The organism is Herminiimonas contaminans, assembly GCF_015645465.1.
Classification (GTDB): domain Bacteria; phylum Pseudomonadota; class Gammaproteobacteria; order Burkholderiales; family Burkholderiaceae_D; genus Oxalicibacterium; species Oxalicibacterium contaminans.
In genome coordinates this window covers 54,668-74,386 of the sequence record NZ_JADOEL010000019.1, presented here as the reverse complement: position 1 = coordinate 74,386, position 19,719 = coordinate 54,668, and the positions used below count along the sequence as shown (strand labels likewise).

Below are 19,719 nucleotides of genomic sequence, written 5' to 3'. Positions count from 1 at the left end.
CGTCGGAAAAAAGTTTGAGGGCTTTCGGTTTCTTGGGCTTTTTTACTGTGCTCATCGATGTAGTCATGGTGTTTCCCTTTCGGTATCATCTCATGACCTTCGGCACACAAAAAATCTGACAGGCTCCGCGCTCGACGACGATATCATCCAGTCCCGTCGGTGCGACGGCTTCATCGTCGCACTCAAACTTCATTCTGGTGTAGCGTGCAGGGGCGTCTAGCCAGTCGCACAGAACCCTAAGACCTTGTCGGTTTTGGTATATGTAGCCGGCAGCAGTGATCGCGGTGTTCTTGATATTTTCAGACATGCTTATGCTCTTACGGCAACACTAAACCATCGATAACTGTCTCGGCTACCTGTCGTGAAATTCGATAAAGAGGTTGATCCGCCGTAATGCCGGAGGTGACTTGCTTGTTTGGATGAACAAGATTACGTGTATCGCGAAGCTCATGGACATGCTTTTCCACACTCTTAGGTATAAGACCGATATCCGCCGAAACCGATATGTAGTCTTGAAGCGTCCAGTCCTCCAATCGTTTGACCGTCGTAGATCCACGTTCCCGAGGAGCCTTTGGCGACGTCATGGCATCGGTAATGCGTTGCTGCAGCCGACCCAACAGTACCCCTTCTAGCACACTACCAATCAGTATCACTGCAGCCAAATACACGCCACTGGAGGCGCATGTTTCCATTTCCCACCAGCGTTGCTGCAAGTTCGGCAACAACACTGGATCCAGCCCCAGCCGTACAAATCTTCCGTCCAAGTCGGGAAGAGTCACGAGACTAAGGATCCCCTGCTCAGGATCCAGATTCAGCCGCTGACAAACTTCCTGCTGGTAATACTGCAGCCCCTCTCCAGAAATGATTATTCCATTTCTATAGCCAAACTCGTACCGTCTAAGATGTGCCGTCTTTATAAGGTCGTCAATGGCAGCCACGACCTCTTTAGAGTCAAACTCGTGCAGATACACAGCCATCATCTCGCGCGTGAGGAGGCCAATCTGTATGCCATTCTCAACCTGGTCGTGTGCGCTAATAGCTAGAATCAGGTCCGCCAATGCATAACGCTTCTGGTCAACCAGTGTTTGCGCGACCCGCCCCTGCTCGACAAGGAGCTTTCGCAAAGCGATCTTCCCGAGCGTAGTCGAGTAATACGCTTGCTCCTCACAACGAAGCAAACCATCCTGTTCCATGCCGGATAACGCTGCGAGTAGGTCGACCCTTGAAATTTTTCGTAGGTCCGCTGACTCTAACAGCATAGTACTGACGGGAAAACCAGACGTATCACCTGCGGCAAAGATACGCAGATCGAGAATGTTATTTACGGTAGTTGAATTCATCGAGTCACTAGCGCCAATTTATTATTTGAATATCTTCATTTTCTCACCTTAGCGGCAAATTCTCGTAAGTCATTCACACGACATGGCAAGAATTTTGTTGGCACGAAAATGGATGCGTGTTCCGAACAATCCAATTTCTGATGTGCGGCCACGATTGCACTTAGTTCGCCGGACTACGCCTCAGCAAGTTGTCCCGATAAATGCTGAGCCTCACTATGTCTCTATACAACGCGCTCACGGAGTCCGAAGTGAAACAGTTATCGCAAACATCCAGCCCGACAAGTACGAACGCTGATCAGTCCCTCCCCTTACCAGGAACGGAAGCTTATGGAAAGCTTGCGCAATTTCCGAAACATAGTGCCCTTCCTTTCCGGCGAACCATTCGCCGACACGAATTGCGACAGATCGTCCCTTTGGCTGAGACGACGATCTACGAAATGGAGCGCTGCGGCAAATTCCCACGTCGCTTCAATCTGACACCACGCTGCGTCGTGTGGGACTTGGTCGAAGTTGAAGCATGGATTGAAGAACGCAAACAAGCCCCTCGCGGCGGCATCGCAAAACCCGATGTCCACCTACGAAAAACCCGCCCTGTTCGGGCGGGCTCGAGTAAGAAATGAGATCCCAAAAGGCGTTATCCAACCAAGGCTTCCAATTCCTTGGACGCCGATCGCGGTAGACGCCGGCCCTCCTTCGCCACATTGACCTGCATGGCCACCTGCGCGACATCCAAGACGTCCTTGGCGAGCGAATAGCTGCCCCTGGCTTGCAGCCAAGCCAGCACGTCCGCAAGGTGCCAGATCGATGCACTACCCTCATGCACCGGCGCCGGGAAGCTTCCAGGATGAGCCAGCATCAGCTTACGCATGTTCTGGCGCGACACGCCAACGATGTCCGCCACATCGGTCAAACCTACCAGATCGGGGGCCACTTCGATCAATTGCGCCGACGGCACAGCGGAGCGCACATCCGCCAGCGCGCTGCGCACGGCAGCGCCGGCGTCCACCGCCTCGCGGGTGAACTCCAGCGCCAGACGTCCTGGCTGCCCGATGCCGACCAAAGCATCGTCGCAGCCAGCTTCGCCCAGGCGTTCAACCAGCACATCCGAATCGCGATCATCGTCGGCAAGCTGGTATTTCAAGGTGAAGGTGTATTCCATAGCGCTACTCCTTGGCTCCGTCATCGGCCTCATGCTGCTTCCGATGCGTAGTGCAGTTATCCACTACGCGCCGCAAGGCGCGAGCGTGGTTACCCGGGCTCTTGGGCGTACTCCATACCGACGTGATGCAGAACTCTCCGCAGCGACACTCCTCGTCGTTGTATGGGCAATAAATCCGTCCCCAAGCGTGGCTGCCTCCGACATCTACACGCCACCCCTGCTCTTCGGCGTGCCTCAGAGCTTCCTCGACCTCTTTCTTTGTATGTGAAGGACGGGCCATCAATGATCTCCAGTATGGGGATGATGGGCATGGTTGTCAAGTGACAACCATGCCCATCATTTTTAGGCTATCGCGCTCAATACCGGAACGACCAGGTTCTCCGGCACCAGCTTTGACACATAAACCTTTGCATCGCCCCAGGCATCAATCATGTTGGCCCACTCTTGCAACATGTGGCGCCGCTGCTCCGCATATTCGGCCTTGTTGTAGACCGACCGCGAGGAACGTCCCTCCTCATGTGCCAGGCACTTCTCGATCCAGTCCCGGTTGAAGCCGATCTCGTTCAACAGCGTCGACCCAGTGCGGCGCAAATCATGGACAGTAAACGGCTGCAGCGGCAACTCTTTGGCTTGCGCGCCCTCAACCACGAGTTGCGTCACCCGATTCAAAGTCGCATTGGACATGAACCGCGCCGCATCGTAACGAGAGGGAAAGACGAATTTTGAGCCTGCTGCACAGGCGTGCAGCGTAACGAAGATGTCGAGCGCCTGGCGCGACAGATAGACCACATGCGGATTGCGCCCCTTCGTCCGCTCCTTCGGAATCGTCCAAGTCGCGTTCTCGAAATTGACCTCATCCCAAGTAGCTTGGATCAGTTCACTCTTGCGCACCAGCGTTAGCAGAATCAAGCGCATCGCCAATCTGATGGTCGGATAGGTCGCCACCAATTCCATTTCCTGCAACATCAGGCGGATTTCCGATGGTGACAGGGCGCGATCTTTCGGCACGAAGGTGGCAATCGACGACGGTCCCACGCTGTCAGCAGGGTTCTCCACCTTTTCACCGTGAGCGATCGCATAGACATAGACCTGCTTCACGATGTCCCGAAGTTGCACCGCAGTGGCAGGCGCCCCACGCTCCTTGATCTTCGTGCAAAGGGTCCGCAGGTCCTCCGCCTGAATTTCGGTCAGTAAGCGATTCTGGAAAGCCGGCAGGAGATCCCGGTCAATGATGTGCTGGCGTGCGGCACGGGTGCTATCGGCCCATCTAGCATTAGCCAGCCATGTCTCCAGCGCCGCGCCGAAAGTCTTAATGGCGCCCACCCGGCGCTTTTCACGCTGCTTTTCGAGCGCGGGCGAGATGCCCTTGAGGACGGTTTTGCGCGCATCCAGAAGTAGTTCGCGCGCCATTGCCAACGAAATACCGTCAGGGCCATAGCGCCCGAAGGTCAGCGTTTCTCGGCGTCCGTTGAGACGGTAATCGTAGCGGAAGGTGACGGTACCGCTGGGCGATACCGTCACGTACATCCCATCACGGTCAGAAGCCTTATAAATCTTGGACTTAGGCTTTAAATTGCGTAGTGCAGCATCGGTTAGCATCGAGGTTTTCCTCCTGTTTTTTGACGGCTTTTACCGTCAGGGATCAGGAGACCTGCTGATGCCCGCGAAGCCGCGTAAAACAAGCTTCTCCGAGATAACTTTTACCGTCAAAGACGGTAAAAGTCTGAGTGGTGAATGAAAAAGTCTTAATTCGGCCTAGATTCTTACCGCCAGTTCCACCGCCAACCTGTTCTGCTGGCCGGCGATAGCCACCGATAGTCGTAGTGACGTATCTTCTTTTAAATCAACACGTTACGACAGTTTTTCGATAGCCCGCGATAGTCCCCGAAGGACCTGATTTCACTCCCACTCAATTGTCAATAAACCACAAATCACCAATAACGGCGCGGCTTCCGAGGCTACAAGATCATACGATGCCATAAAAAATACCATGTTCATACAAGAATAAGAATTCGCAACCATCATTCGGTTGCATCAAGCGTTCAGCCACTTGTTCCCAGGCTCCCGCCCTGTTCACTCAATCACGGACCAACGGCCACTGACGCGCAGTGTGGACCAAGGCCAGCATCCACACGGTTTCGTCGCTGATTTCGTACACCAAGCGATAGCTTTCATGCGGCACCAGCTCGCGGGTTCCTTGAATCTTTCCCGGCCGCCCCAGTTTCGGGTGATCGACAAGCTTGGCGGCCGCATCGCTAAAAAGCTCATCCATACGGGCAGCCGCTCGCGGGTTGTCCGCCGCGATGTAGTCCCAAACGTCGGCGCGATCCTGCAGCGCTTCAGGTGTCCAAATGACCCTCACGCCTGGTTCGCCACGGCAGCACGCCGAGCGGCGAACGTGGATTCAACCTCATCATTGGAGTGACCAACGCCAGCGCGCATCGAAGCACGACCAGCATCAACCTTGCGGCCCAGGAACTCGTCGTACTCCCTACTTTCCCGCTGACGCTGGACGAACTCGCGCATCAACTCGCGCAGGACCTGCGAAGCCGGCCTGTGGGCGGCCTCCGCTTCGGCCATGAACTCAGCACGCAACTCAGGCTCCAGCTTCATCGTGAAAACAGCTTCTTTGGACATGATGCACCTCATCAAATGTACTTCCAAAGTATATACGTTTTCATCACCAACATCAACTGCGACGGTCGAAGGTGCACAAGTCGAGGCCTGTTCACGAAACGGCAAAATCTTATGCTAAGGCATAGCCGGGCTTGTACCTCCCCCCTGTAGCGACGCAATCAACGGGCAGGAAACATTGCCCTTCCTCGCATGGCAAGCGCACACAAGCTCGGACAGCACGGCTTCCATGCGCGCCAGGTCGGCCATTTTTTCGCGCACGTCCTGGAGCTTGTGCTCAGCCAAGTGACTGGCTTCGTCGCAGTGCGTTCCATCGTCCAATCTGAGTAGTTCCGCGATTTCATCTAGGCTGAAACCCAGCCGCTGGGCTGATTTGACGAACCGCACGCGCGTTACATCGGCCTCACCATAGCGGCGAATGCTTCCATAGGGCTTGTCCGGCTCCGGCAACAAGCCCTTGCGCTGATAGAACCGGATGGTCTCCACATTGACCCCGGCAGCCTTGGCAAAGACGCCAATGGTCAAATTTTCAAAAATAGTTTGCATATCGCTTGACTCCGTACATGACTACGGAAGTAAGGTTACGCTATCCAATCCAATTCCGAAAGGACAAGCGTATGTCTGAACCACAAACCGGGCGCGGTGCGCTCTTCGCCGGAGGGCTAGCCGCCATCCTCGCCTCAACCTGCTGCCTCGGGCCGCTAGTCCTGGTCGCCTTGGGCTTCAGCGGGGCATGGATCGGCAACCTGACGGTGTTGGAACCCTATCGCCCCATCTTTATCGGTGCGGCACTGGTCGCCCTGTTCTTCGCCTGGCATCGCATCTTCCGGCCGGCCGCAGCCTGCAAGCCGGGCGAGGTATGCGCGATTCCACAGGTGCGCAGCACCTACAAGCTTATTTTTTGGATCGTGGCCGTGCTGGTCTTGGTCGCGCTCGGATTTCCCTACGTCATGCCATTTTTCTATTAATCACAGGAGTTCACCATGAAAAAGCTGTTTGCTTCCCTCGCTCTCGTTGCCGTCGTTGCTCCCGTTTGGGCCGCCACCCAGACCGTCAAGCTGTCGGTGCCTGGCATGACCTGCGCCGCCTGTCCGATCACTGTCAAGAAGGCGATTTCCAAGGTCGAAGGCGTCAGCAAAGTTGACGTGACCTTCGAGACACGCGAAGCGGTTGTCACCTTCGATGATGTCAAGACCAGCGTGCAGAAGCTGACCAAGGCCACAGAAGACGCGGGCTATCCATCCAGCGTCAAGCAGTGAACCGCTGAACCGGGAGCGACATCATGGGCTTGATGACACGCATTGCCGATAAAACCGGCGCGCTCGGCAGCGTCGTTTCCGCGATGGGCTGCGCGGCCTGCTTCCCGGCCCTCGCCAGCTTCGGCGCGGCCATCGGGCTAGGCTTCCTGAGCCAGTACGAGGGCTTGTTCATCAGCCGGCTGCTGCCGCTGTTCGCCGTGATCGCGTTCGTGGCGAACGCGCTGGGCTGGCTCAGTCATCGGCAATGGCACCGCAGCCTGCTCGGCATGATCGGCCCGGCTATCGTGTTCGCGGCAACGGTCTGGCTTCTCGGCAACTGGTGGACGGCGAACTTGATGTATGTCGGCCTGACCTTGATGGTCGGGGTATCGGTCTGGGATTTCGTCTCGCCAGCGCATCGCCGTTGCGGGCCGGACGGCTGCGAACTGCCAGCACAACGTGGCTGACGGCATTGGCCGTCGCCGACCACAGTAAAGGAAAATCGAATGACCACCCTCAAAATCACCGGCATGACCTGCGACTCGTGCGCGGTGCACGTCAAGGAAGCCCTGGAGAAAGTGCCCGGCGTACAGTCGGCCGTCGTGTCTTACGCCAAGGGCGCAGCCCAGCTCGACCTTGACCCTGGCACCGCATCCGAAGCGCTGACAGCCGCCGTGGCTGGACTCGGCTACAAGGCAACGCTCGCCGATGCGCCGCTGACGGACAGCCGCACCGGACTGTTCGACAAGGTACGCGGCTGGGTGGGTGCCGTTGATAAGCGTAGCGACGGCGAACGCCCGTTGCAGGTCGCCGTGATCGGCAGCGGCGGCGCTGCGATGGCGGCGGCGCTGAAGGCTGTCGAGCAAGGCGCGAAGGTCACGCTGATCGAACGCGGCACCATCGGCGGCACCTGCGTCAATGTCGGCTGCGTACCGTCCAAGATCATGATCCGCGCCGCCCACATCGCCCATTTGCGCCGCGAAAGCCCGTTCGACGGCGGGGTCAAAGCGACCGCGCCAGCGATCGACCGCAGCAAACTACTGGCCCAGCAGCAGGCCCGCGTCGATGAACTGCGCCATGCCAAGTACGAAGGTATCCTTGATAGCAACTCAGCCATTACCGTGCTGCACGGTGAAGCGCGTTTCAAGGATGACCAAAGCCTTGCCGTCCGTTTGAACGATGGCGGCGAGCGCGTCGTGGCGTTCGACCGCTGCCTGGTTGCCACGGGGGCCAGTCCGGCCGTGCCGCCGATTCCGGGCTTGAAAGAGTCACCCTACTGGACTTCGACCGAAGCCCTGGTCAGCGACACCATTCCCGAACGCCTGGCCGTGATCGGCTCATCGGTGGTTGCGTTGGAACTTGCGCAAGCCTTTGCCCGGCTCGGCAGCCAAGTTACGATCCTGGCACGCAGCACGCTGTTCTTCCGCGAAGACCCGGCCATCGGCGAAGCCGTCACGGCCGCTTTCCGTGCCGAAGGGATCAAGGTACTGGAACACACGCAAGCCAGCCAAGTCGCCCATATGGACGGCGAATTCGTTCTAACCACGGGGCATGGTGAAATACGCGTCGACAAGCTGCTGGTCGCGACCGGCCGGACACCGAACACGCGCAGCTTGGCATTGGAAGTGGCGGGTGTCGCCGTCAATGCACAGGGTGCCATCGTCATCGACAAGGGCATGCGCACCAGTACGCCGCACATTTATGCGGCTGGCGACTGCACTGACCAGCCGCAATTCGTCTATGTGGCAGCGGCCGCCGGCACCCGTGCGGCGATCAACATGACCGGCGGCAACGCCGCCCTGGACCTGACCGCGATGCCAGCCGTGGTGTTCACCGACCCGCAAGTGGCGACCGTGGGCTACAGCGAGGCCGAAGCGCATCACGACGGGATCGAGACCGACAGTCGCACCTTGACTTTGGACAACGTGCCGCGTGCGCTTGCCAATTTCGACACACGCGGCTTCATCAAGCTTGTGGCCGATGCCGGCAGCGGACGGCTCATCGGCGTGCAGGCGGTGGCCCCGGACGCGGGCGAACTGATCCAGACGGCTGTTCTCGCCATTCGCAACCGCATGACGGTGCAGGAACTGGCCGACCAGTTGTTCCCCTACCTGACGATGGTCGAAGGCTTGAAGCTCGCGGCGCAGACCTTCAGCATGGACGTGACGCAGCTTTCCTGCTGCGCCGGATGAGGAAAAGGAGGTGTTCAATGAACGCCTACACGGTGTCCCGGCTGGCCCTTGATGCCGGGGTGAGCGTGCATATCGTGCGCGACTACCTGCTGCGCGGACTGCTGCGGCCGGTCGCCTGCACCACGGGCGGCTACGGCCTGTTCGATGACGCCGCGTTGCAACGGCTGTGCTTCGTGCGAGCCGCCTTCGAGGCGGGCATCGGCCTGGACGCATTGGCGCGGTTATATCGAGCGCTGGATGCGGCGAACGGCGACGAGACGGCCGCGCAGCTTGCCGTGCTGCGCCAGTTCGTCGAACGTCGGCGCGAAGCGTTGGCCGATCTGGACGTGCAGTTGGCCGCCATGCCGACCGAGTCGGCACAGCATGAGGAGAGTCTGTCATGACCAACTCCGAGCGCATTCCGTCTGAGACACACAAACCGTTCACCGGCTACCTGTGGGGCGCGCTGGCCGTGCTCACCTGTCCTTGCCATTTGCCGATTTTCGCCATTGTGCTGGCCGGCACGACGGCCGGCGCGTTCATCGGGGAGCACTGGGGTATTGCAGCCCTTGCACTTACCGGCTTGTTCGTCCTGTCCTTAGCGCGGCTGCTTCGAGCCTTCAAGGAAAGATCATGACCGCTTCCCAGCCAACCGAATGAGCAATGACGCAACTGATGCAGGCGGTTAACCAACTCACGTAGTCATACGTTTCCTCAACTTTGAAAAATTGACGAAAATGCTGACACGTACAGCTACGTTGTAGGTGCCATGTTGGGGTGAAAGCATTGCGTGCAGAAACTGACCGTTTGATGGACAGCCCGCTTAGGTGTTCGTGGCGCGCACTACAGGCAGGCCAAACAAGCGACCCCAAGCATCCAGCGCTTGCCCTTGGATCGCAGGAATGCTTGTCTCACGCGCCCACCAGTCATTCGCCGCACCCACCAGCACATCGGGCGAGTGCGCCAGGCTGACCAGAACGGGAAATACCAGGAGCTGTTCATAGCAGATCGAGTAAGCCACCTTGCGACCGGCGACCAAACCGACACCGCTGGCCAGCGGATCGGCCGTGATGGATTCAGTAGACCAAGGCCGCCACATGCCTATCGGCACCGGCACCCGCTGGACCAATGGCGCGGACTCGTCGCCGAGGGCAACCAGGGCGTTCTGCAACTGATGCCCTGAGCCGACCACTTCAGCACCAACCAGGACCGCGCTACCTTTGGCCTTCAACTGTGCCGACAAATCAGCCAGCATCGAGGCGTTGAAGTCATTGACCTGGCGCACACGCGGCAGGACGGTTTCCGGCATGACCAAAACGCGACCAGGTTGCATCTGGCCAGCGATCATGAGAACTTGCGCCATACGCTGACCTTCAGCCAGGAAGTTAGGAGCTGCGGCAGTCTGCAGCCGTGCAAAGGCAGTGTCTTGCCCTGACCAGGCCGAAACCCATGGTTCAGGTTTTGCATGAAGCGCGACGATGTTGGAGACCATTGCAACGCTGGCCATAATTGCGACCGCTGGCCAACGGCGCAACACAGCAGAAACAAGGCCGACCACCAGGCAGGCCAAGCCGAGAAAGCCAAGACCAGGAAAGAGAACGCCGGCGGCCGTCAGCGGGTTCACCCAGCCAATGAAGCCAACCGGCGGCAAGGCGGTTAAGGCAAGAGCCGCCGGCAATGTCCACGCCTTGCGGCGTGGTGTTTCACTCCAAAGAAGAAGCCAGGGCAGTGCATTGACAAGGCCGGCCGCAAACCACAGCGCCCAGCTAAACCAAGCTGGTGCCGCCTCAGCGAAAAAGACGCCAGCCCCAAAGGGCAAGCCACGGCTGGCCGTCAGGTAATAGGCCAACGCAATGACGCCGGCCCACCACCGAGAGCCAGCCAAGCTCCACAGCAATGGCATAGCGCCCGCGAGGCAGACAAGCCAAGACAATCCCACATGACCCCACGCGAAGCCGCACAGCGCCCCGCCCACGACTAGGAGCGGCATCCTGCAGCTCAGCGCCGGCAACTGAAATTTGCGCCCAAAAACATAAATTTCGGCACTCAAGATGCTGCATCCTGGGCAGGTACAGACTTCAGCTTTCGCCGGCGTCTACCGCAATCAGTGAGGCCGTCCACGTCGATATTGAGCCATAGCCACCAACCGCCCCGATAGCTGGGATCATCCTGCCAATCCTCGATATGCGAATCCTTCGGAACGGGTCCCCGGTATTGCTCCGCCAGCGCCTTTTTCACCTGCTCTGGCACGTCACAAATTGCCTGAACAACCGTGTGGATGCTGAAATCCGGCAGGGTCACGCGAATTGCGTCCTGGCCCTCGCTGACAACGTAGGTGATGAAAAAGGCCATCGTCACGCTCCCTGCTTCATGGTGTATCTTTGATGGGTCATGGCAGCTCTCTTAATGGGTCGTCGTGGCAGGCAGAGCGAACGCCGCAATCGTTCGTGCTGCCACCTTCTCAAAAGATTCGCCATCCAGCTGTCGGAATGACAAAACGGACAAGGGATCGTCAATAGCTTCCAGCAGGTTGCCCAGCTCCCAACACGCAACCGGCACGACCACCATTTTTTCGGTGTCATCGTCTCGGCACACCAGATAAAGCTGGCCATCGAGTTCCAAGGCATAGTGGATCGGGCCACAGCCCAGCTCTGCCGCGTCTTCATCAAACACGTGCCTGATGGACGTTGCCTGCGTCAACATCGCCATTGCCGAGTCAATCCTGATTTGGTTTTCCATTTTGATTTTTCCTGGTCTGTCGAGTTACGTGATTACTGGCCAGTGGTTTCGGCACTGGGGAACAGTGGCCGGCCATCAGCGTCGGGAAAAGTTGCTTCGCACCTTGGCGATGCCTTCAAATTGCTGCAGTACCAATACAGTCCCCTTTTTCCCTCCTTGGGGTACAACGATCCAGTGCCGCAGGTCGGACACGGGAGCGCCGCTCGCGTCTTTTCTTCCAAGTAGGTCGTCACCTTTGCTTTGGTGGTGTTTGTGAACTGCAAAGGCAAACGCTCCCAAAACACCTTGTCCCGCTCGCGCATGAGGTCATTTGCCTGGTTCTTGTCGGCCGGCGTCGGCAGCGTGAATGCCAGCCACTCCCTCAAGTAGTCCAACATCCCGACAACCATCTGCTGTTCTGCGCGGTCTTTCGCTACCTGACGGGCAAGCCGATCAATCGTGACCGCGATGCGCTTCTCAACCTCCGATAGGTAATCTTTTTCTTCCTGCTGCTTCAGGTATGCGTCGATGGCCAGGCGTATCAAGTAACCGACTGGCACCTCCATGCTTTCAGCCCTGGCGTCCAACTGGAGCCGTTGATCGGAATCAAGCCGAACGGAATAAGTTTGTTTCGCGGCCATGTGGCCTCCTTTCTTTCGTGTTGCACGGTCGTCCTGCATTCGCAACACATTTTCAAAATACGCGGTACGCATCTACACGGCGCACAGCAACGGAAAACACCAAAAACACAGCAGCAGCGCAATACGCCCTTTATGTTCCACTAAGGTCTTTGTATTCAGGTCTTGCAACACATTTCCGGGGCATCAAGTCCGGGCGTACCTATCCATCTTTGCGCTGGCTGATGCCTGATTGGTTTGAGACAACCTGCTTGCGCAAAATCACGCCAAAAGAAGGCAGTCCAACCACAATCACGGCAACAGCACTGCATGTTCATTGCTCACAGACTGCGCAAACATGCGGCTCAACTGCGCTAACACTTCAACAACACGGCAATATCACTGCACACTGACTGCATGTAGGCTAGAAAATGGGTTTCGACTTCCGATCCGCCAGCCGACGAATCGCGTCAAGAACTCGCTTATTCCCCCTCGGACGGCTTGGTTTCGGTACCGGCACACCAGCCGCCCTGAAAGCTTCTGCTGTTTTTTCCCATTTGATGGCCAGGCGCTCCTTGGCCTCCGGCAAGCTCGCACCAACGGCCCGCACAGAAGGCAGATCACGGAATTGAATAACCCATTCAACCTGCGTGGCCTTCACGTGTGGAAATGCCTCGACCGTAAAACCTGCGATCTTTTCTGGTTTTCTCATTTCACTTGTCCTTATTCATTGCCGTGACTGGTTTGCACAGACCCGCCGCCTGAGCCGCTGGTTTTCTGCACCTCGTTGAGAACTGCCTTGACGGCCAAAGCAGCCTTACTCGATGCACCTGGCGATTCCGCATCCGCTGTGTCGCCCGTTGGCACAGCTGCGGCAACAGCGACCGGATCGGATGCGTGTACACGCTCTGCATTTGCAACTGGTGCAGCTATCGGCGGTGTGTGTGCAGAAGGTGCCTCTGCAGGCAACCCGTTCTGTGCTGGTGGTGTGGCCAGCGCCGGAGCCGTTACGTCAGTCGAGGTGGCTGCAGGTGCGCCTGGCTCGCCTGTCGCGGTGCTGCTGGTGGTCGGTGCTGCTGGCGTGTCGCGCGTCGGCTCTGGCGGCGTTTCAGTGGGCGCTGCTGCCGGCTGGGTGGATTGGCTTCCTTCGGTTGCAGGCGGGGCCTGTGGTGTGGTGGTCGCTGGACTGGATTCACCGCTGGCAGGCGCTGGCGGTTGGCTACCTGGAACGGATGGCGCAGACACGCTGGCCGCTGCTTTGCTTTCGCGGATACCAGCTGTTTTGGTGTCGATGCGCCCGGCCAGGCGACCGCCCATGGAATCACCGCCCAAGCCCTTGATGCCCTCCATCGCAGCTTCGCCAACGGCGCTACCGACCGCACCAGCGGCACCTGCAGCCGTACCCATGACACCCGTGGCACCTTTTTCGCGGGCCTGCGTTATCGCAGCTTGACCCGCCTTTATGGCACCGCCTACACCGTTCGCTAGGGTAGACCCAGCGGCATATGCACCTCCGGCCACGGCCGCGACAGCGCCACCAGCTACCAGGCCAGCGCCGACACCATCACCAGCAGACAACGATGCTGTGCCGCCCAACAAATCGGCCGCCAGCGTCGGCACCTTCAACGTGAGCATGAACAACAGTACAGAGCCTGCCAGGATCGTCCAGATCGGCGTCAGGTTGGTCAGCGAGAGGTTTCCAATCTCGGTGCCAAAGTCCTGGGCCAGGGTCGTTCCCACGGCCATGATGAAGTAGATCGCCATAAACCGAACGCCATAGACAAGCGGTGTGGTGATGACCTTCATCGCTATGTCTTTGGTCCACTTCATCGCACCGAATGCCAAGACAATCGGATAGACAGCAAGGTAAAACCAGAGTTGAACCCAGGCCACCGCGAATTGCGCCGCCAACATGGCGTAACAAACGACGATGACGATTAAGGCAATGCCAATCAGGATGGCAGCAAAGGGGTTGGCCATCGCCGCGATCCCTGCCGGAACCGGCACGCCGGCCACAGTGGCATTGTCGGAAAACTTGGTCATCATCATGTTCACCAGGTCAATGCCCTGCCAGAACACGTCGCCGGGACTGATGGCTGAGGTGTTCGCGCCAGTCTTGCCCAACTGGATAAAGCCATTGACGAATGCCAGCGGCACGCTGGGGTTGTTGATGACCCACACGACAAGGCCAACCCACATTACCCGCATGATTAGCGTGGTGCCGATTTCCACAATGTCAGAACCCTTGAGAAGTCGGCCGAGAACCGTCCAAGCTAGGTCGATGGCGAATAACGTGTAGCAGAGCTTGAGCGCCACAGCAGTGATGTTCGAGCCGAACTGAGTGGCGGCCGCTTGGTACTTGTCCATGATCGAACCCAAGTCATAGCCGGTGGTGTCGGCGAATGCTGGCGATGCGATCATCAGAAGGCCAAAGGCCAGAAGGAACAGATTACGTTGTTTCATATTTCTTTCTCCCGTCTGAACTATTCGAGGTCAAGCAAGGCACGCTCAACACGCGGCAGCAACGCAATCCATTGCGGCCCTGTGCGGTCGATGGCTTCGGCAAGGGTGTATCCCAGGCTTGCAAGCCATTCGGGCTTGTTGAGCGCGAGCGCTACGGCCACCTTTTCGCCTGTGGATTGCACATCCCATGCGTCCTTTCCGCCCCTTTTGGCGTCCTTGGCCTTGGCGAAGTAATGTCTGAATTCAGCGTCACACATGGATCAGTACCCCTTCATGCCGGATTCGCCAGCTTTGCGCACGGTGTGGCTACCGTCCGGCGCACTGGCCGCTCCGCTTTGTTTCAGCATCTGCTGCATGGCTGCGTCTTGCGCCTTCTGACGCGCAGCGCTTTCTTCCGCCGCCTTGTCACTACATCCAGTCAAAAGCGAAAACAAGGTGAACAGGATCAAGGCAACGCCAAGGGAAAACCAACGCTTTTGGTCGTGGCTCATTTGCTTGATGAAATTTTTCATGGCGTCGATCCTCAGAAAGTTTTGTAGCCGCTCTGGCCAGCCTTGCGCACGGTGCCATCACCTTGTTTCAGAAGGGTCTGTGTGGCATCTGTCTGGTCTGCCTGAATCTGCGCCTGCGCGCCCAGGAAGTTCGCTTGCGACTGCGCCTGGCTGGCCAGCAACTGGCGCAATTTCTGCAGCTGGTCCACCGTTTGGCTGGCGATCATGTTGCCGGCCTGAACCGCCTGCAGGGAGCCTTGCGAACCAGCGGAAATGCCCTGAATCTGTTGGATAGCGGCGCGCTCATTCGCAAACTGATTGGCATTCAGTCCTGCTCCTTGCAGCGCCGAACTCAAGCCGTCCATGGCCTTCGTAATGAGCGCGGCGTACTTGGTGCCGTAATTCGTTGCGCCCGCACTTTTTGCATAGCCAGGAAACGCTTGCTTAAACGACTGGTCAATGTTGCCGGCGGCGTAGCTGATGGCGTTGGTCTGCGCAACCAGTTGGGTCAGGCTGGTCAATTCCTGTTGAGCCTGGCCCCACAACTGTTGTGGTGCAGCCATCAAGTTCTTCAGCTGTTGCTGGGCCATCTGTACCTGCTGCAGGGTCTGCTGAACCTGTTGGTACATCTGAGCCGATTGCTGAATCAGCTCGACGTTGTTCAAAATCTGCGTCACTTCCGTAGAGCCACCGTTACCGGCCACGCTCCCCGCGTTAGCGGCGGACACTGCCATGGTGGACACGAGCGCGACCAAAACGGCCTTTCGTGCTGTTGAGTTGTGCATTGCTATTTCTCCTTTTGGCGTCATCAATTGAATTTCCTCAGCAAGTCGATGACGACGACGCTGCCGAAGTGAGGTGAGCTGCTGTTGCGCCTGGTTGTCCACAGGCACTTCCCGGTAAAGAGAAGGTAAAAAGAAGGTAGAGGGCGGCGAACTGCTCTTAAAGCCAATGCCCATGCGGGTTTGCGGCGATGGGGTGGAACGCAAACACGAAAAAGCGGAATCCAAGCACGAGAAAGCGGAACGCAAACACGACGCCCCCGGAACGCAAACACGATGGGTTGAGCGCATCAAGACTCCTCCCCGGCCAGCTTGGTCCAGGCCGCCTGCTCACGGCCCTTGGTGCTGCGTTCGATGCGGCCGCCGGCGATGACGCCAACACGCTCCAACTCCTGCATGGCAGCGATCAACGATGCCCTGAACTTCCGAATCGGACTGGTGTATTGCAGCTTTTCTTTAAGCCAGTCCAGCGCGTACCGCTGCACAGGGTCAGAGGATGTTGCGGTCAGTCGCTGCAGCGCCTTTGCCATGTCTTGGCCCTGGGCGATCTGCAAACGCTTGTCCCAGTCGATCAGGGCATATTCCCGGCCACCAAACAGTGTTTTCCAACGCGGATCAATGGTGAAGGTGTAGGTTTCGGCATCCGCGTCATATTCAAAATCGGCCAGCATGTGAAATGCCTTGGTGTGCCCCAAGCGGTACTTCGGTGCGCCGTCTCGCTTGCGCGTCTCAATGACGATGGTTGCTGCCGTGAACACGAACATCGCTCGATGTAGCCACTCATATTCCCGGCCGCTCGTCCCGCGTCCAATGGCCTGCAGGAATGCAGCTCGATTGATGAGGACAGGCTGACCAAGCGGGGCATCCTTCGCCTCGAACATGAGCTGCATCCATGCATCAGCCTGAGCCTCATCCAGCTGATACCCGGTGTAAGTGATGGTGGCGTCTGCGCGACTCACCAGAACCGTCTGTTCATGCAGAACCTTGCGGCCACGGGCAACAGGCGCAAAAAGCGATGATCGGGCGACATGGTTGGGCATCGCCCTAACTTCGGGGTCAAGCCCTGGTAAGAACATCTGCTGTGGCTCAGGCGATTCGCGGCGCGCTGCAGTGCGGGCCTGCGCCTCTGCCATCCGCGCAACCAACGCGGGATGTTGAGCAAGCAGTGAAGACGTCATGCCGGCCGCTTTACTTGCCGCTCAGAACGAGGGCAATTTCAGCTGTCCGAAAATAGACACGTCGGCCAAGTTTCAATTTGGTCGCATTGATTGACTTGGACCATTCCGACTCTGTGCGCAGGCTAATGCGCAATCCTTCTGCCGAACGGTCAAGGCAAGCTGCCAGCTGAGCAATGCTCATCAATGGCCCGTACTGCTTTGTTAGCGCTTCTTCGATATGCATTTCTATGCGTCCTTTACGGTTGAATACTGACCGCAATGGTGCTTTGATATGCTTCTTGACAAGCGCCAAAAAGTTATTAAACTGTTGTCATGATGAAGACAGTTAAACGAACACGCCGCATGAACCCGTTGTTGGGTGTCTTGGTGGCGGAATGCGATACGACTTCGGAGAAGATCCGCACCAAACTCCAAGACGCCTACAAGTGGTGCTTCTGCGAACTTTGCTGGCGCAACACTGAGTACGTCTGCGCATTAGAGGCAAGGAAAGTCTTTAAACGAACAACCAGAGATAGCGCCAAAGAGGTGCCGCTAACTGATGCCATGCGTAAAGATGCGCAGCGCAAAGCTGACGACTTGATCGAGCGTTACGAAAAACTGCTTCCAGGCGGAGTGCTGCCGCGATGGGACAGTGCCGAGTACACACTTCCAAGCGTGCAGGAAGCGCTCCGCATGGTGATGACCTACTGCAACGTTCGAGAGATGCGGGGTGACTTTTCTGTGACTGCTTTCCGCGACCAAGTGGAGCGTGCTACACAGATAGCGGCATGGAGCAAGCGTGGTGACATGCTCGGCGCAGCGCTTTTACCCAATCAAAAAGAGGGATCAGCGAAGCCGAGCAAACTTTATTGCGAACACCACAACCCGAGACGTAGCACCAGTGCCCAGCGTACCTACCAGCGTGACCGCCGACTGACTAACGAGTATGCAGAATTGATGTCCATGATTTGGAGTAAGCAAGCGAACAAGCTGCCACTCTGGGACATTGAGGCTCATACCTACGTAAGAAAAGAGGCCTACCGCCTACTGCATGCAATGAAGGACACAAAAAGCCTGATTGCGAATATGCTGGCCCAAGGCATCACCAATCAGGCCGAGATAGCACGTCAACTTGGCTTGGAAAGACAAGCCGTATCCATTGCGATAAAGCGGCATGGTTTGATGCCGCAGCCGACGCTAGACAAGTTGTGAGGAACCTGGTCGCATCGGCTTTGTGCATCGACGTGACTGCAACTAATGCGTGTACACGCTCTGCTTTTCTACAGACACCCAAGAAAATGCTCGCCGTTAGTTGAGTCGTCATGGCGGTCATCACCGGCAACTCAGACGCCGACAACACATTAATAACTTTTTGCGTAATTAAAATCAACGTATCCAAGCACCATTGCGGTCAGTATTCAACCGTAAAGGATGCATTGAAATGCGTATAAAAAAGGTTTCAACAGAGGCACCGCAAGCCGATTTGATGGTGATTCATGCTTCTTCACTCGGAGCATGCCTGTGAAAAACAAGACCCTCATCAACCGCAAAAAGTTGCTTGCCATGATTCCACTGGCCGAGCGTACGATTTTCAACATGGAACAGCGAGGGGAGTTCCCACGCCGTATCGCACTAACCAGCCGTAACGTAGCTTGGGACCTTGCGGAGGTTGAAGAATGGATTGAGGCGCGAAGGTCGTCTGGCAACCAGGCCAGCCGTCCTGGCGTCAATCATTCGGTCGCAGCCGCTTAACCGTCCATTCATCAATCATGTCTGCCCAATCTTGCAACATGGCCGTGCGTTGCTCCCGATATTCGGCCTTGTTGTACACCGCCCTTACACCCTTCTGCTCGTGGGCAAGGCACTTTTCAATCCAGTCAGTGTTGTATCCAGCTTCATGTAGCAACGTGCTTGCAGTTCGCCGTAGATCATGCGGCCCGAACTTCGCCAGCGTCTTGCCTTCCTTCTGTGCCAACCTGTAAGTCAGCGTCAGCACCTGGTTGAGCGTGGCACTGCTCATTGGTAAGTCCGAGTCATATCTTGATGGCAGCACGTACTCAGACCCACCGGCAAACGTCTTCAGTGCGATGAAAATATCCAGAGCCTGCCGAGATAGGTAGACGTGATGGGGGTTGCGCCGCTTCATCCGCTCCTTGGGAACCGTCCAAAGGGCCTCGCTGAAATTGACTTCGCTCCATGTAGCGTTCGTCAGTTCACTCTTGCGAACCATTGTCAGCAGTAGCAACTTGGCCGCAGCCCGAATCGAGGGTGTCGTGCCGATGCGCTCCATGTACTGGTACATCAGCCCGATCTCGTCATGCGTCAACGCACGATCACGGGGCTCAAACTTGGCAATGGTGGTTGGCCTGACCATATCCGCCGGATTTTCCACCTTCTGGCCACGCTCGATTGCCCATCGAAAAACCTGCATGACTACTTCGCGCACATGCACCGCCGTAGCTGGCGCGCCGCGCTCAACAATGGTATCGGTCAGCGTCCGCAAGTCCTCATGGGTGATTTCTACCAGCTTCTGGTTGCCGAATTTCGGTTTCAACTCCCGCTCATAGATTGCACGTCGCATATCTCTGGTCGAGTCGGCCATTTGGTAGCCGCGTAACCACTTTTCGGCCCATGCACCGAATGTCTCGGCATCTTTTACGCGGGCTTTGTCTCGCGCCTTCTCCTTGGCCGGTGACTTGCCTGCCGCAATCATCTTCTTGGCTTCACCCAGCTGCTCGCGGGCTTCCGACAAGGTGATGCCTCCGCTGCCGTAGCGACCGAAGGTGATGGTTTCCTGCCTGCCGTTGATCGAGTAGTTGTAGCGGAACGAGATCGCTCCGGCCGGTGTGACGGCCACATAGAGGCCGTCGCGGTCGTTGACTTTGTAGAGCTTGTCCTGCGGCTTGATGTTGCGAAGCTTGGTATCGGTGAGCATGGCATTCGTCCTAT

29 protein-coding genes are annotated in these 19,719 nt (G+C 57.3%); 9 read left to right on the top strand and 20 right to left on the bottom strand.

Going from position 1 to position 19,719, the window contains the following annotated elements; genetic code table 11:
• Positions 1-85: 85 nt before the first annotated feature.
• Positions 86-307, bottom strand: a complete 222-nt coding sequence (locus tag IXC47_RS17525; RefSeq protein ID WP_195876518.1) for a hypothetical protein — start codon at positions 305-307, stop codon at positions 86-88.
• 10 nt (positions 308-317) lie between these two features.
• Complete coding sequence (locus tag IXC47_RS17520; RefSeq protein ID WP_195876517.1) at positions 318-1,340, bottom strand: hypothetical protein; 1,023 nt, start codon at positions 1,338-1,340, stop codon at positions 318-320.
• A gap of 215 nt (positions 1,341-1,555) precedes the next feature.
• Between IXC47_RS17520 and IXC47_RS17515 the strand changes: the two genes are divergently transcribed.
• On the top strand, positions 1,556-1,960 hold the full coding sequence (locus tag IXC47_RS17515; protein WP_195876523.1) for a helix-turn-helix transcriptional regulator: 405 nt from the start codon (positions 1,556-1,558) through the stop codon (positions 1,958-1,960).
• Positions 1,961-1,974: 14 nt separating this feature from the next.
• Here the strand turns inward: IXC47_RS17515 and IXC47_RS17510 are convergent, their stop codons facing one another.
• The 6 genes from IXC47_RS17510 to merR all read right to left on the bottom strand — a co-directional run bounded on the left by IXC47_RS17510 (position 1,975) and on the right by merR (position 5,679).
• A complete protein-coding gene (locus IXC47_RS17510) occupies positions 1,975-2,499 on the bottom strand; it encodes a helix-turn-helix transcriptional regulator (RefSeq protein WP_195876516.1) in 525 nt (174 codons plus the stop codon).
• A gap of 4 nt (positions 2,500-2,503) precedes the next feature.
• Positions 2,504-2,779: a hypothetical protein gene (locus IXC47_RS19430; RefSeq protein WP_230089630.1), complete on the bottom strand. Its 276-nt coding sequence runs from the start codon at positions 2,777-2,779 to the stop codon at positions 2,504-2,506.
• Positions 2,780-2,841: 62 nt separating this feature from the next.
• Positions 2,842-4,098 (bottom strand): tyrosine-type recombinase/integrase, encoded by a 1,257-nt coding sequence (locus IXC47_RS17505; protein ID WP_195876515.1) that lies wholly within the window; start codon positions 4,096-4,098, stop codon positions 2,842-2,844.
• 478 nt (positions 4,099-4,576) lie between these two features.
• A complete protein-coding gene (locus IXC47_RS17500) occupies positions 4,577-4,861 on the bottom strand; it encodes a type II toxin-antitoxin system RelE/ParE family toxin (protein ID WP_195876514.1) in 285 nt (94 codons plus the stop codon).
• Complete coding sequence (locus tag IXC47_RS17495) at positions 4,858-5,136, bottom strand: antitoxin of toxin-antitoxin stability system (RefSeq protein ID WP_195876513.1); 279 nt, start codon at positions 5,134-5,136, stop codon at positions 4,858-4,860. The genes IXC47_RS17500 and IXC47_RS17495 overlap by 4 nt, the downstream gene beginning before the upstream one ends.
• 114 nt (positions 5,137-5,250) lie before the next feature.
• Entirely contained in the window at positions 5,251-5,679 is a 429-nt protein-coding gene (gene merR / locus IXC47_RS17490) for an Hg(II)-responsive transcriptional regulator (protein ID WP_195876512.1), read from the bottom strand.
• Between the two features lie 71 nt (positions 5,680-5,750).
• On the opposite strand from merR, the gene merT reads away from it, so the two are divergent.
• The 6 genes from merT to merE are packed head-to-tail and all read left to right on the top strand — an operon-like array spanning position 5,751 to position 9,179.
• Positions 5,751-6,101 carry a mercuric ion transporter MerT gene (gene merT / locus IXC47_RS17485; RefSeq protein WP_195876511.1) on the top strand — a complete coding sequence of 117 codons (351 nt, stop codon included), beginning with the start codon at positions 5,751-5,753 and terminating at the stop codon, positions 6,099-6,101.
• Positions 6,102-6,116: 15 nt separating this feature from the next.
• Complete coding sequence (gene merP, locus IXC47_RS17480) at positions 6,117-6,392, top strand: mercury resistance system periplasmic binding protein MerP (protein WP_195876510.1); 276 nt, start codon at positions 6,117-6,119, stop codon at positions 6,390-6,392.
• 23 nt (positions 6,393-6,415) lie between these two features.
• Positions 6,416-6,838 carry an organomercurial transporter MerC gene (gene merC, locus IXC47_RS17475; protein WP_195876509.1) on the top strand — a complete coding sequence of 141 codons (423 nt, stop codon included), beginning with the start codon at positions 6,416-6,418 and terminating at the stop codon, positions 6,836-6,838.
• Between the two features lie 39 nt (positions 6,839-6,877).
• Positions 6,878-8,563, top strand: coding sequence for a mercury(II) reductase (gene merA, locus IXC47_RS17470; protein ID WP_195876508.1), 1,686 nt, complete (start codon positions 6,878-6,880; stop codon positions 8,561-8,563).
• A 17-nt stretch (positions 8,564-8,580) separates the two neighbouring features.
• Entirely contained in the window at positions 8,581-8,946 is a 366-nt protein-coding gene (gene merD / locus IXC47_RS17465) for a mercury resistance co-regulator MerD (protein ID WP_195876507.1), read from the top strand.
• Entirely contained in the window at positions 8,943-9,179 is a 237-nt protein-coding gene (gene merE, locus IXC47_RS17460; protein WP_195876506.1) for a broad-spectrum mercury transporter MerE, read from the top strand. Before merD ends, merE begins: the two co-directional genes overlap by 4 nt.
• A 186-nt stretch (positions 9,180-9,365) precedes the next feature.
• Here the strand turns inward: merE and IXC47_RS17455 are convergent, their stop codons facing one another.
• The 11 genes from IXC47_RS17455 to IXC47_RS17405 form a co-directional block, all read right to left on the bottom strand.
• Entirely contained in the window at positions 9,366-10,427 is a 1,062-nt protein-coding gene (locus IXC47_RS17455) for a carbon-nitrogen hydrolase family protein (RefSeq protein ID WP_195876505.1), read from the bottom strand.
• A gap of 161 nt (positions 10,428-10,588) precedes the next feature.
• Positions 10,589-10,894: a type II toxin-antitoxin system HicB family antitoxin gene (locus IXC47_RS17450; protein WP_195876504.1), complete on the bottom strand. Its 306-nt coding sequence runs from the start codon at positions 10,892-10,894 to the stop codon at positions 10,589-10,591.
• Positions 10,895-10,945: 51 nt separating this feature from the next.
• Positions 10,946-11,281, bottom strand: a complete 336-nt coding sequence (locus IXC47_RS17445; protein ID WP_195876503.1) for a hypothetical protein — start codon at positions 11,279-11,281, stop codon at positions 10,946-10,948.
• A gap of 32 nt (positions 11,282-11,313) precedes the next feature.
• On the bottom strand, positions 11,314-11,901 hold the full coding sequence (locus IXC47_RS17440; protein ID WP_195876502.1) for a hypothetical protein: 588 nt from the start codon (positions 11,899-11,901) through the stop codon (positions 11,314-11,316).
• 400 nt (positions 11,902-12,301) lie between these two features.
• Positions 12,302-12,589, bottom strand: coding sequence for a hypothetical protein (locus tag IXC47_RS17435; protein WP_186862498.1), 288 nt, complete (start codon positions 12,587-12,589; stop codon positions 12,302-12,304).
• Between the two features lie 11 nt (positions 12,590-12,600).
• Positions 12,601-14,340: a P-type conjugative transfer protein TrbL gene (trbL, locus tag IXC47_RS17430; protein ID WP_195876501.1), complete on the bottom strand. Its 1,740-nt coding sequence runs from the start codon at positions 14,338-14,340 to the stop codon at positions 12,601-12,603.
• A gap of 20 nt (positions 14,341-14,360) precedes the next feature.
• On the bottom strand, positions 14,361-14,597 hold the full coding sequence (locus IXC47_RS17425; RefSeq protein ID WP_186862496.1) for a hypothetical protein: 237 nt from the start codon (positions 14,595-14,597) through the stop codon (positions 14,361-14,363).
• Between the two features lie 3 nt (positions 14,598-14,600).
• Positions 14,601-14,852: a hypothetical protein gene (locus IXC47_RS17420; protein WP_195876500.1), complete on the bottom strand. Its 252-nt coding sequence runs from the start codon at positions 14,850-14,852 to the stop codon at positions 14,601-14,603.
• A gap of 11 nt (positions 14,853-14,863) precedes the next feature.
• Complete coding sequence (gene trbJ / locus IXC47_RS17415) at positions 14,864-15,790, bottom strand: P-type conjugative transfer protein TrbJ (protein ID WP_195876499.1); 927 nt, start codon at positions 15,788-15,790, stop codon at positions 14,864-14,866.
• 113 nt (positions 15,791-15,903) lie between these two features.
• The gene (gene trfA / locus IXC47_RS17410; RefSeq protein WP_230089629.1) at positions 15,904-16,791 is read right to left on the bottom strand and encodes a plasmid replication initiator TrfA; all 888 of its coding nucleotides are present in this window, start codon (positions 16,789-16,791) and stop codon (positions 15,904-15,906) included.
• Between the two features lie 10 nt (positions 16,792-16,801).
• On the bottom strand, positions 16,802-17,014 hold the full coding sequence (locus tag IXC47_RS17405; protein WP_195876498.1) for a DNA-binding protein: 213 nt from the start codon (positions 17,012-17,014) through the stop codon (positions 16,802-16,804).
• 89 nt (positions 17,015-17,103) lie between these two features.
• On the opposite strand from IXC47_RS17405, the gene IXC47_RS17400 reads away from it, so the two are divergent.
• Both IXC47_RS17400 and IXC47_RS17395 read left to right on the top strand, forming a co-directional pair.
• Positions 17,104-17,982, top strand: coding sequence for a hypothetical protein (locus IXC47_RS17400; protein WP_195876497.1), 879 nt, complete (start codon positions 17,104-17,106; stop codon positions 17,980-17,982).
• Positions 17,983-18,291: 309 nt separating this feature from the next.
• A complete protein-coding gene (locus tag IXC47_RS17395; protein WP_326838424.1) occupies positions 18,292-18,522 on the top strand; it encodes a helix-turn-helix transcriptional regulator in 231 nt (76 codons plus the stop codon).
• Here the strand turns inward: IXC47_RS17395 and IXC47_RS17390 are convergent.
• Positions 18,497-19,705: a tyrosine-type recombinase/integrase gene (locus tag IXC47_RS17390; protein ID WP_195876495.1), complete on the bottom strand. Its 1,209-nt coding sequence runs from the start codon at positions 19,703-19,705 to the stop codon at positions 18,497-18,499. The genes IXC47_RS17395 and IXC47_RS17390 overlap by 26 nt on opposite strands.
• Positions 19,706-19,719 lie beyond the last annotated feature (14 nt).

Coding starts and splice junctions, on each gene's coding strand:
- IXC47_RS17390 (WP_195876495.1), bottom strand. CDS start 19,705: ATGCTCACCGATACCAAGCTTCGCAACATCAAGCCGCAGGACAAGCTC.
- trbJ (WP_195876499.1), bottom strand. CDS start 15,790: ATGGGCATTGGCTTTAAGAGCAGTTCGCCGCCCTCTACCTTCTTTTTA.
- IXC47_RS19430 (WP_230089630.1), bottom strand. CDS start 2,779: ATGGCCCGTCCTTCACATACAAAGAAAGAGGTCGAGGAAGCTCTGAGG.
- merE (WP_195876506.1), top strand. CDS start 8,943: ATGACCAACTCCGAGCGCATTCCGTCTGAGACACACAAACCGTTCACC.
- IXC47_RS17520 (WP_195876517.1), bottom strand. CDS start 1,340: ATGAATTCAACTACCGTAAATAACATTCTCGATCTGCGTATCTTTGCC.
- merT (WP_195876511.1), top strand. CDS start 5,751: ATGTCTGAACCACAAACCGGGCGCGGTGCGCTCTTCGCCGGAGGGCTA.
- IXC47_RS17420 (WP_195876500.1), bottom strand. CDS start 14,852: ATGAAAAATTTCATCAAGCAAATGAGCCACGACCAAAAGCGTTGGTTT.
- IXC47_RS17440 (WP_195876502.1), bottom strand. CDS start 11,901: ATGGCCGCGAAACAAACTTATTCCGTTCGGCTTGATTCCGATCAACGG.
- merP (WP_195876510.1), top strand. CDS start 6,117: ATGAAAAAGCTGTTTGCTTCCCTCGCTCTCGTTGCCGTCGTTGCTCCC.
- IXC47_RS17525 (WP_195876518.1), bottom strand. CDS start 307: ATGTCTGAAAATATCAAGAACACCGCGATCACTGCTGCCGGCTACATA.
- IXC47_RS17425 (WP_186862496.1), bottom strand. CDS start 14,597: ATGTGTGACGCTGAATTCAGACATTACTTCGCCAAGGCCAAGGACGCC.
- IXC47_RS17435 (WP_186862498.1), bottom strand. CDS start 12,589: ATGAGAAAACCAGAAAAGATCGCAGGTTTTACGGTCGAGGCATTTCCA.
- merR (WP_195876512.1), bottom strand. CDS start 5,679: ATGCAAACTATTTTTGAAAATTTGACCATTGGCGTCTTTGCCAAGGCT.
- merA (WP_195876508.1), top strand. CDS start 6,878: ATGACCACCCTCAAAATCACCGGCATGACCTGCGACTCGTGCGCGGTG.
- IXC47_RS17445 (WP_195876503.1), bottom strand. CDS start 11,281: ATGGAAAACCAAATCAGGATTGACTCGGCAATGGCGATGTTGACGCAG.
- merD (WP_195876507.1), top strand. CDS start 8,581: ATGAACGCCTACACGGTGTCCCGGCTGGCCCTTGATGCCGGGGTGAGC.
- IXC47_RS17495 (WP_195876513.1), bottom strand. CDS start 5,136: ATGTCCAAAGAAGCTGTTTTCACGATGAAGCTGGAGCCTGAGTTGCGT.
- IXC47_RS17405 (WP_195876498.1), bottom strand. CDS start 17,014: ATGCATATCGAAGAAGCGCTAACAAAGCAGTACGGGCCATTGATGAGC.
- IXC47_RS17515 (WP_195876523.1), top strand. CDS start 1,556: ATGTCTCTATACAACGCGCTCACGGAGTCCGAAGTGAAACAGTTATCG.
- IXC47_RS17505 (WP_195876515.1), bottom strand. CDS start 4,098: ATGCTAACCGATGCTGCACTACGCAATTTAAAGCCTAAGTCCAAGATT.
- IXC47_RS17400 (WP_195876497.1), top strand. CDS start 17,104: ATGATGAAGACAGTTAAACGAACACGCCGCATGAACCCGTTGTTGGGT.
- IXC47_RS17510 (WP_195876516.1), bottom strand. CDS start 2,499: ATGGAATACACCTTCACCTTGAAATACCAGCTTGCCGACGATGATCGC.
- merC (WP_195876509.1), top strand. CDS start 6,416: ATGGGCTTGATGACACGCATTGCCGATAAAACCGGCGCGCTCGGCAGC.
- trbL (WP_195876501.1), bottom strand. CDS start 14,340: ATGAAACAACGTAATCTGTTCCTTCTGGCCTTTGGCCTTCTGATGATC.
- IXC47_RS17450 (WP_195876504.1), bottom strand. CDS start 10,894: ATGGCCTTTTTCATCACCTACGTTGTCAGCGAGGGCCAGGACGCAATT.
- trfA (WP_230089629.1), bottom strand. CDS start 16,791: ATGACGTCTTCACTGCTTGCTCAACATCCCGCGTTGGTTGCGCGGATG.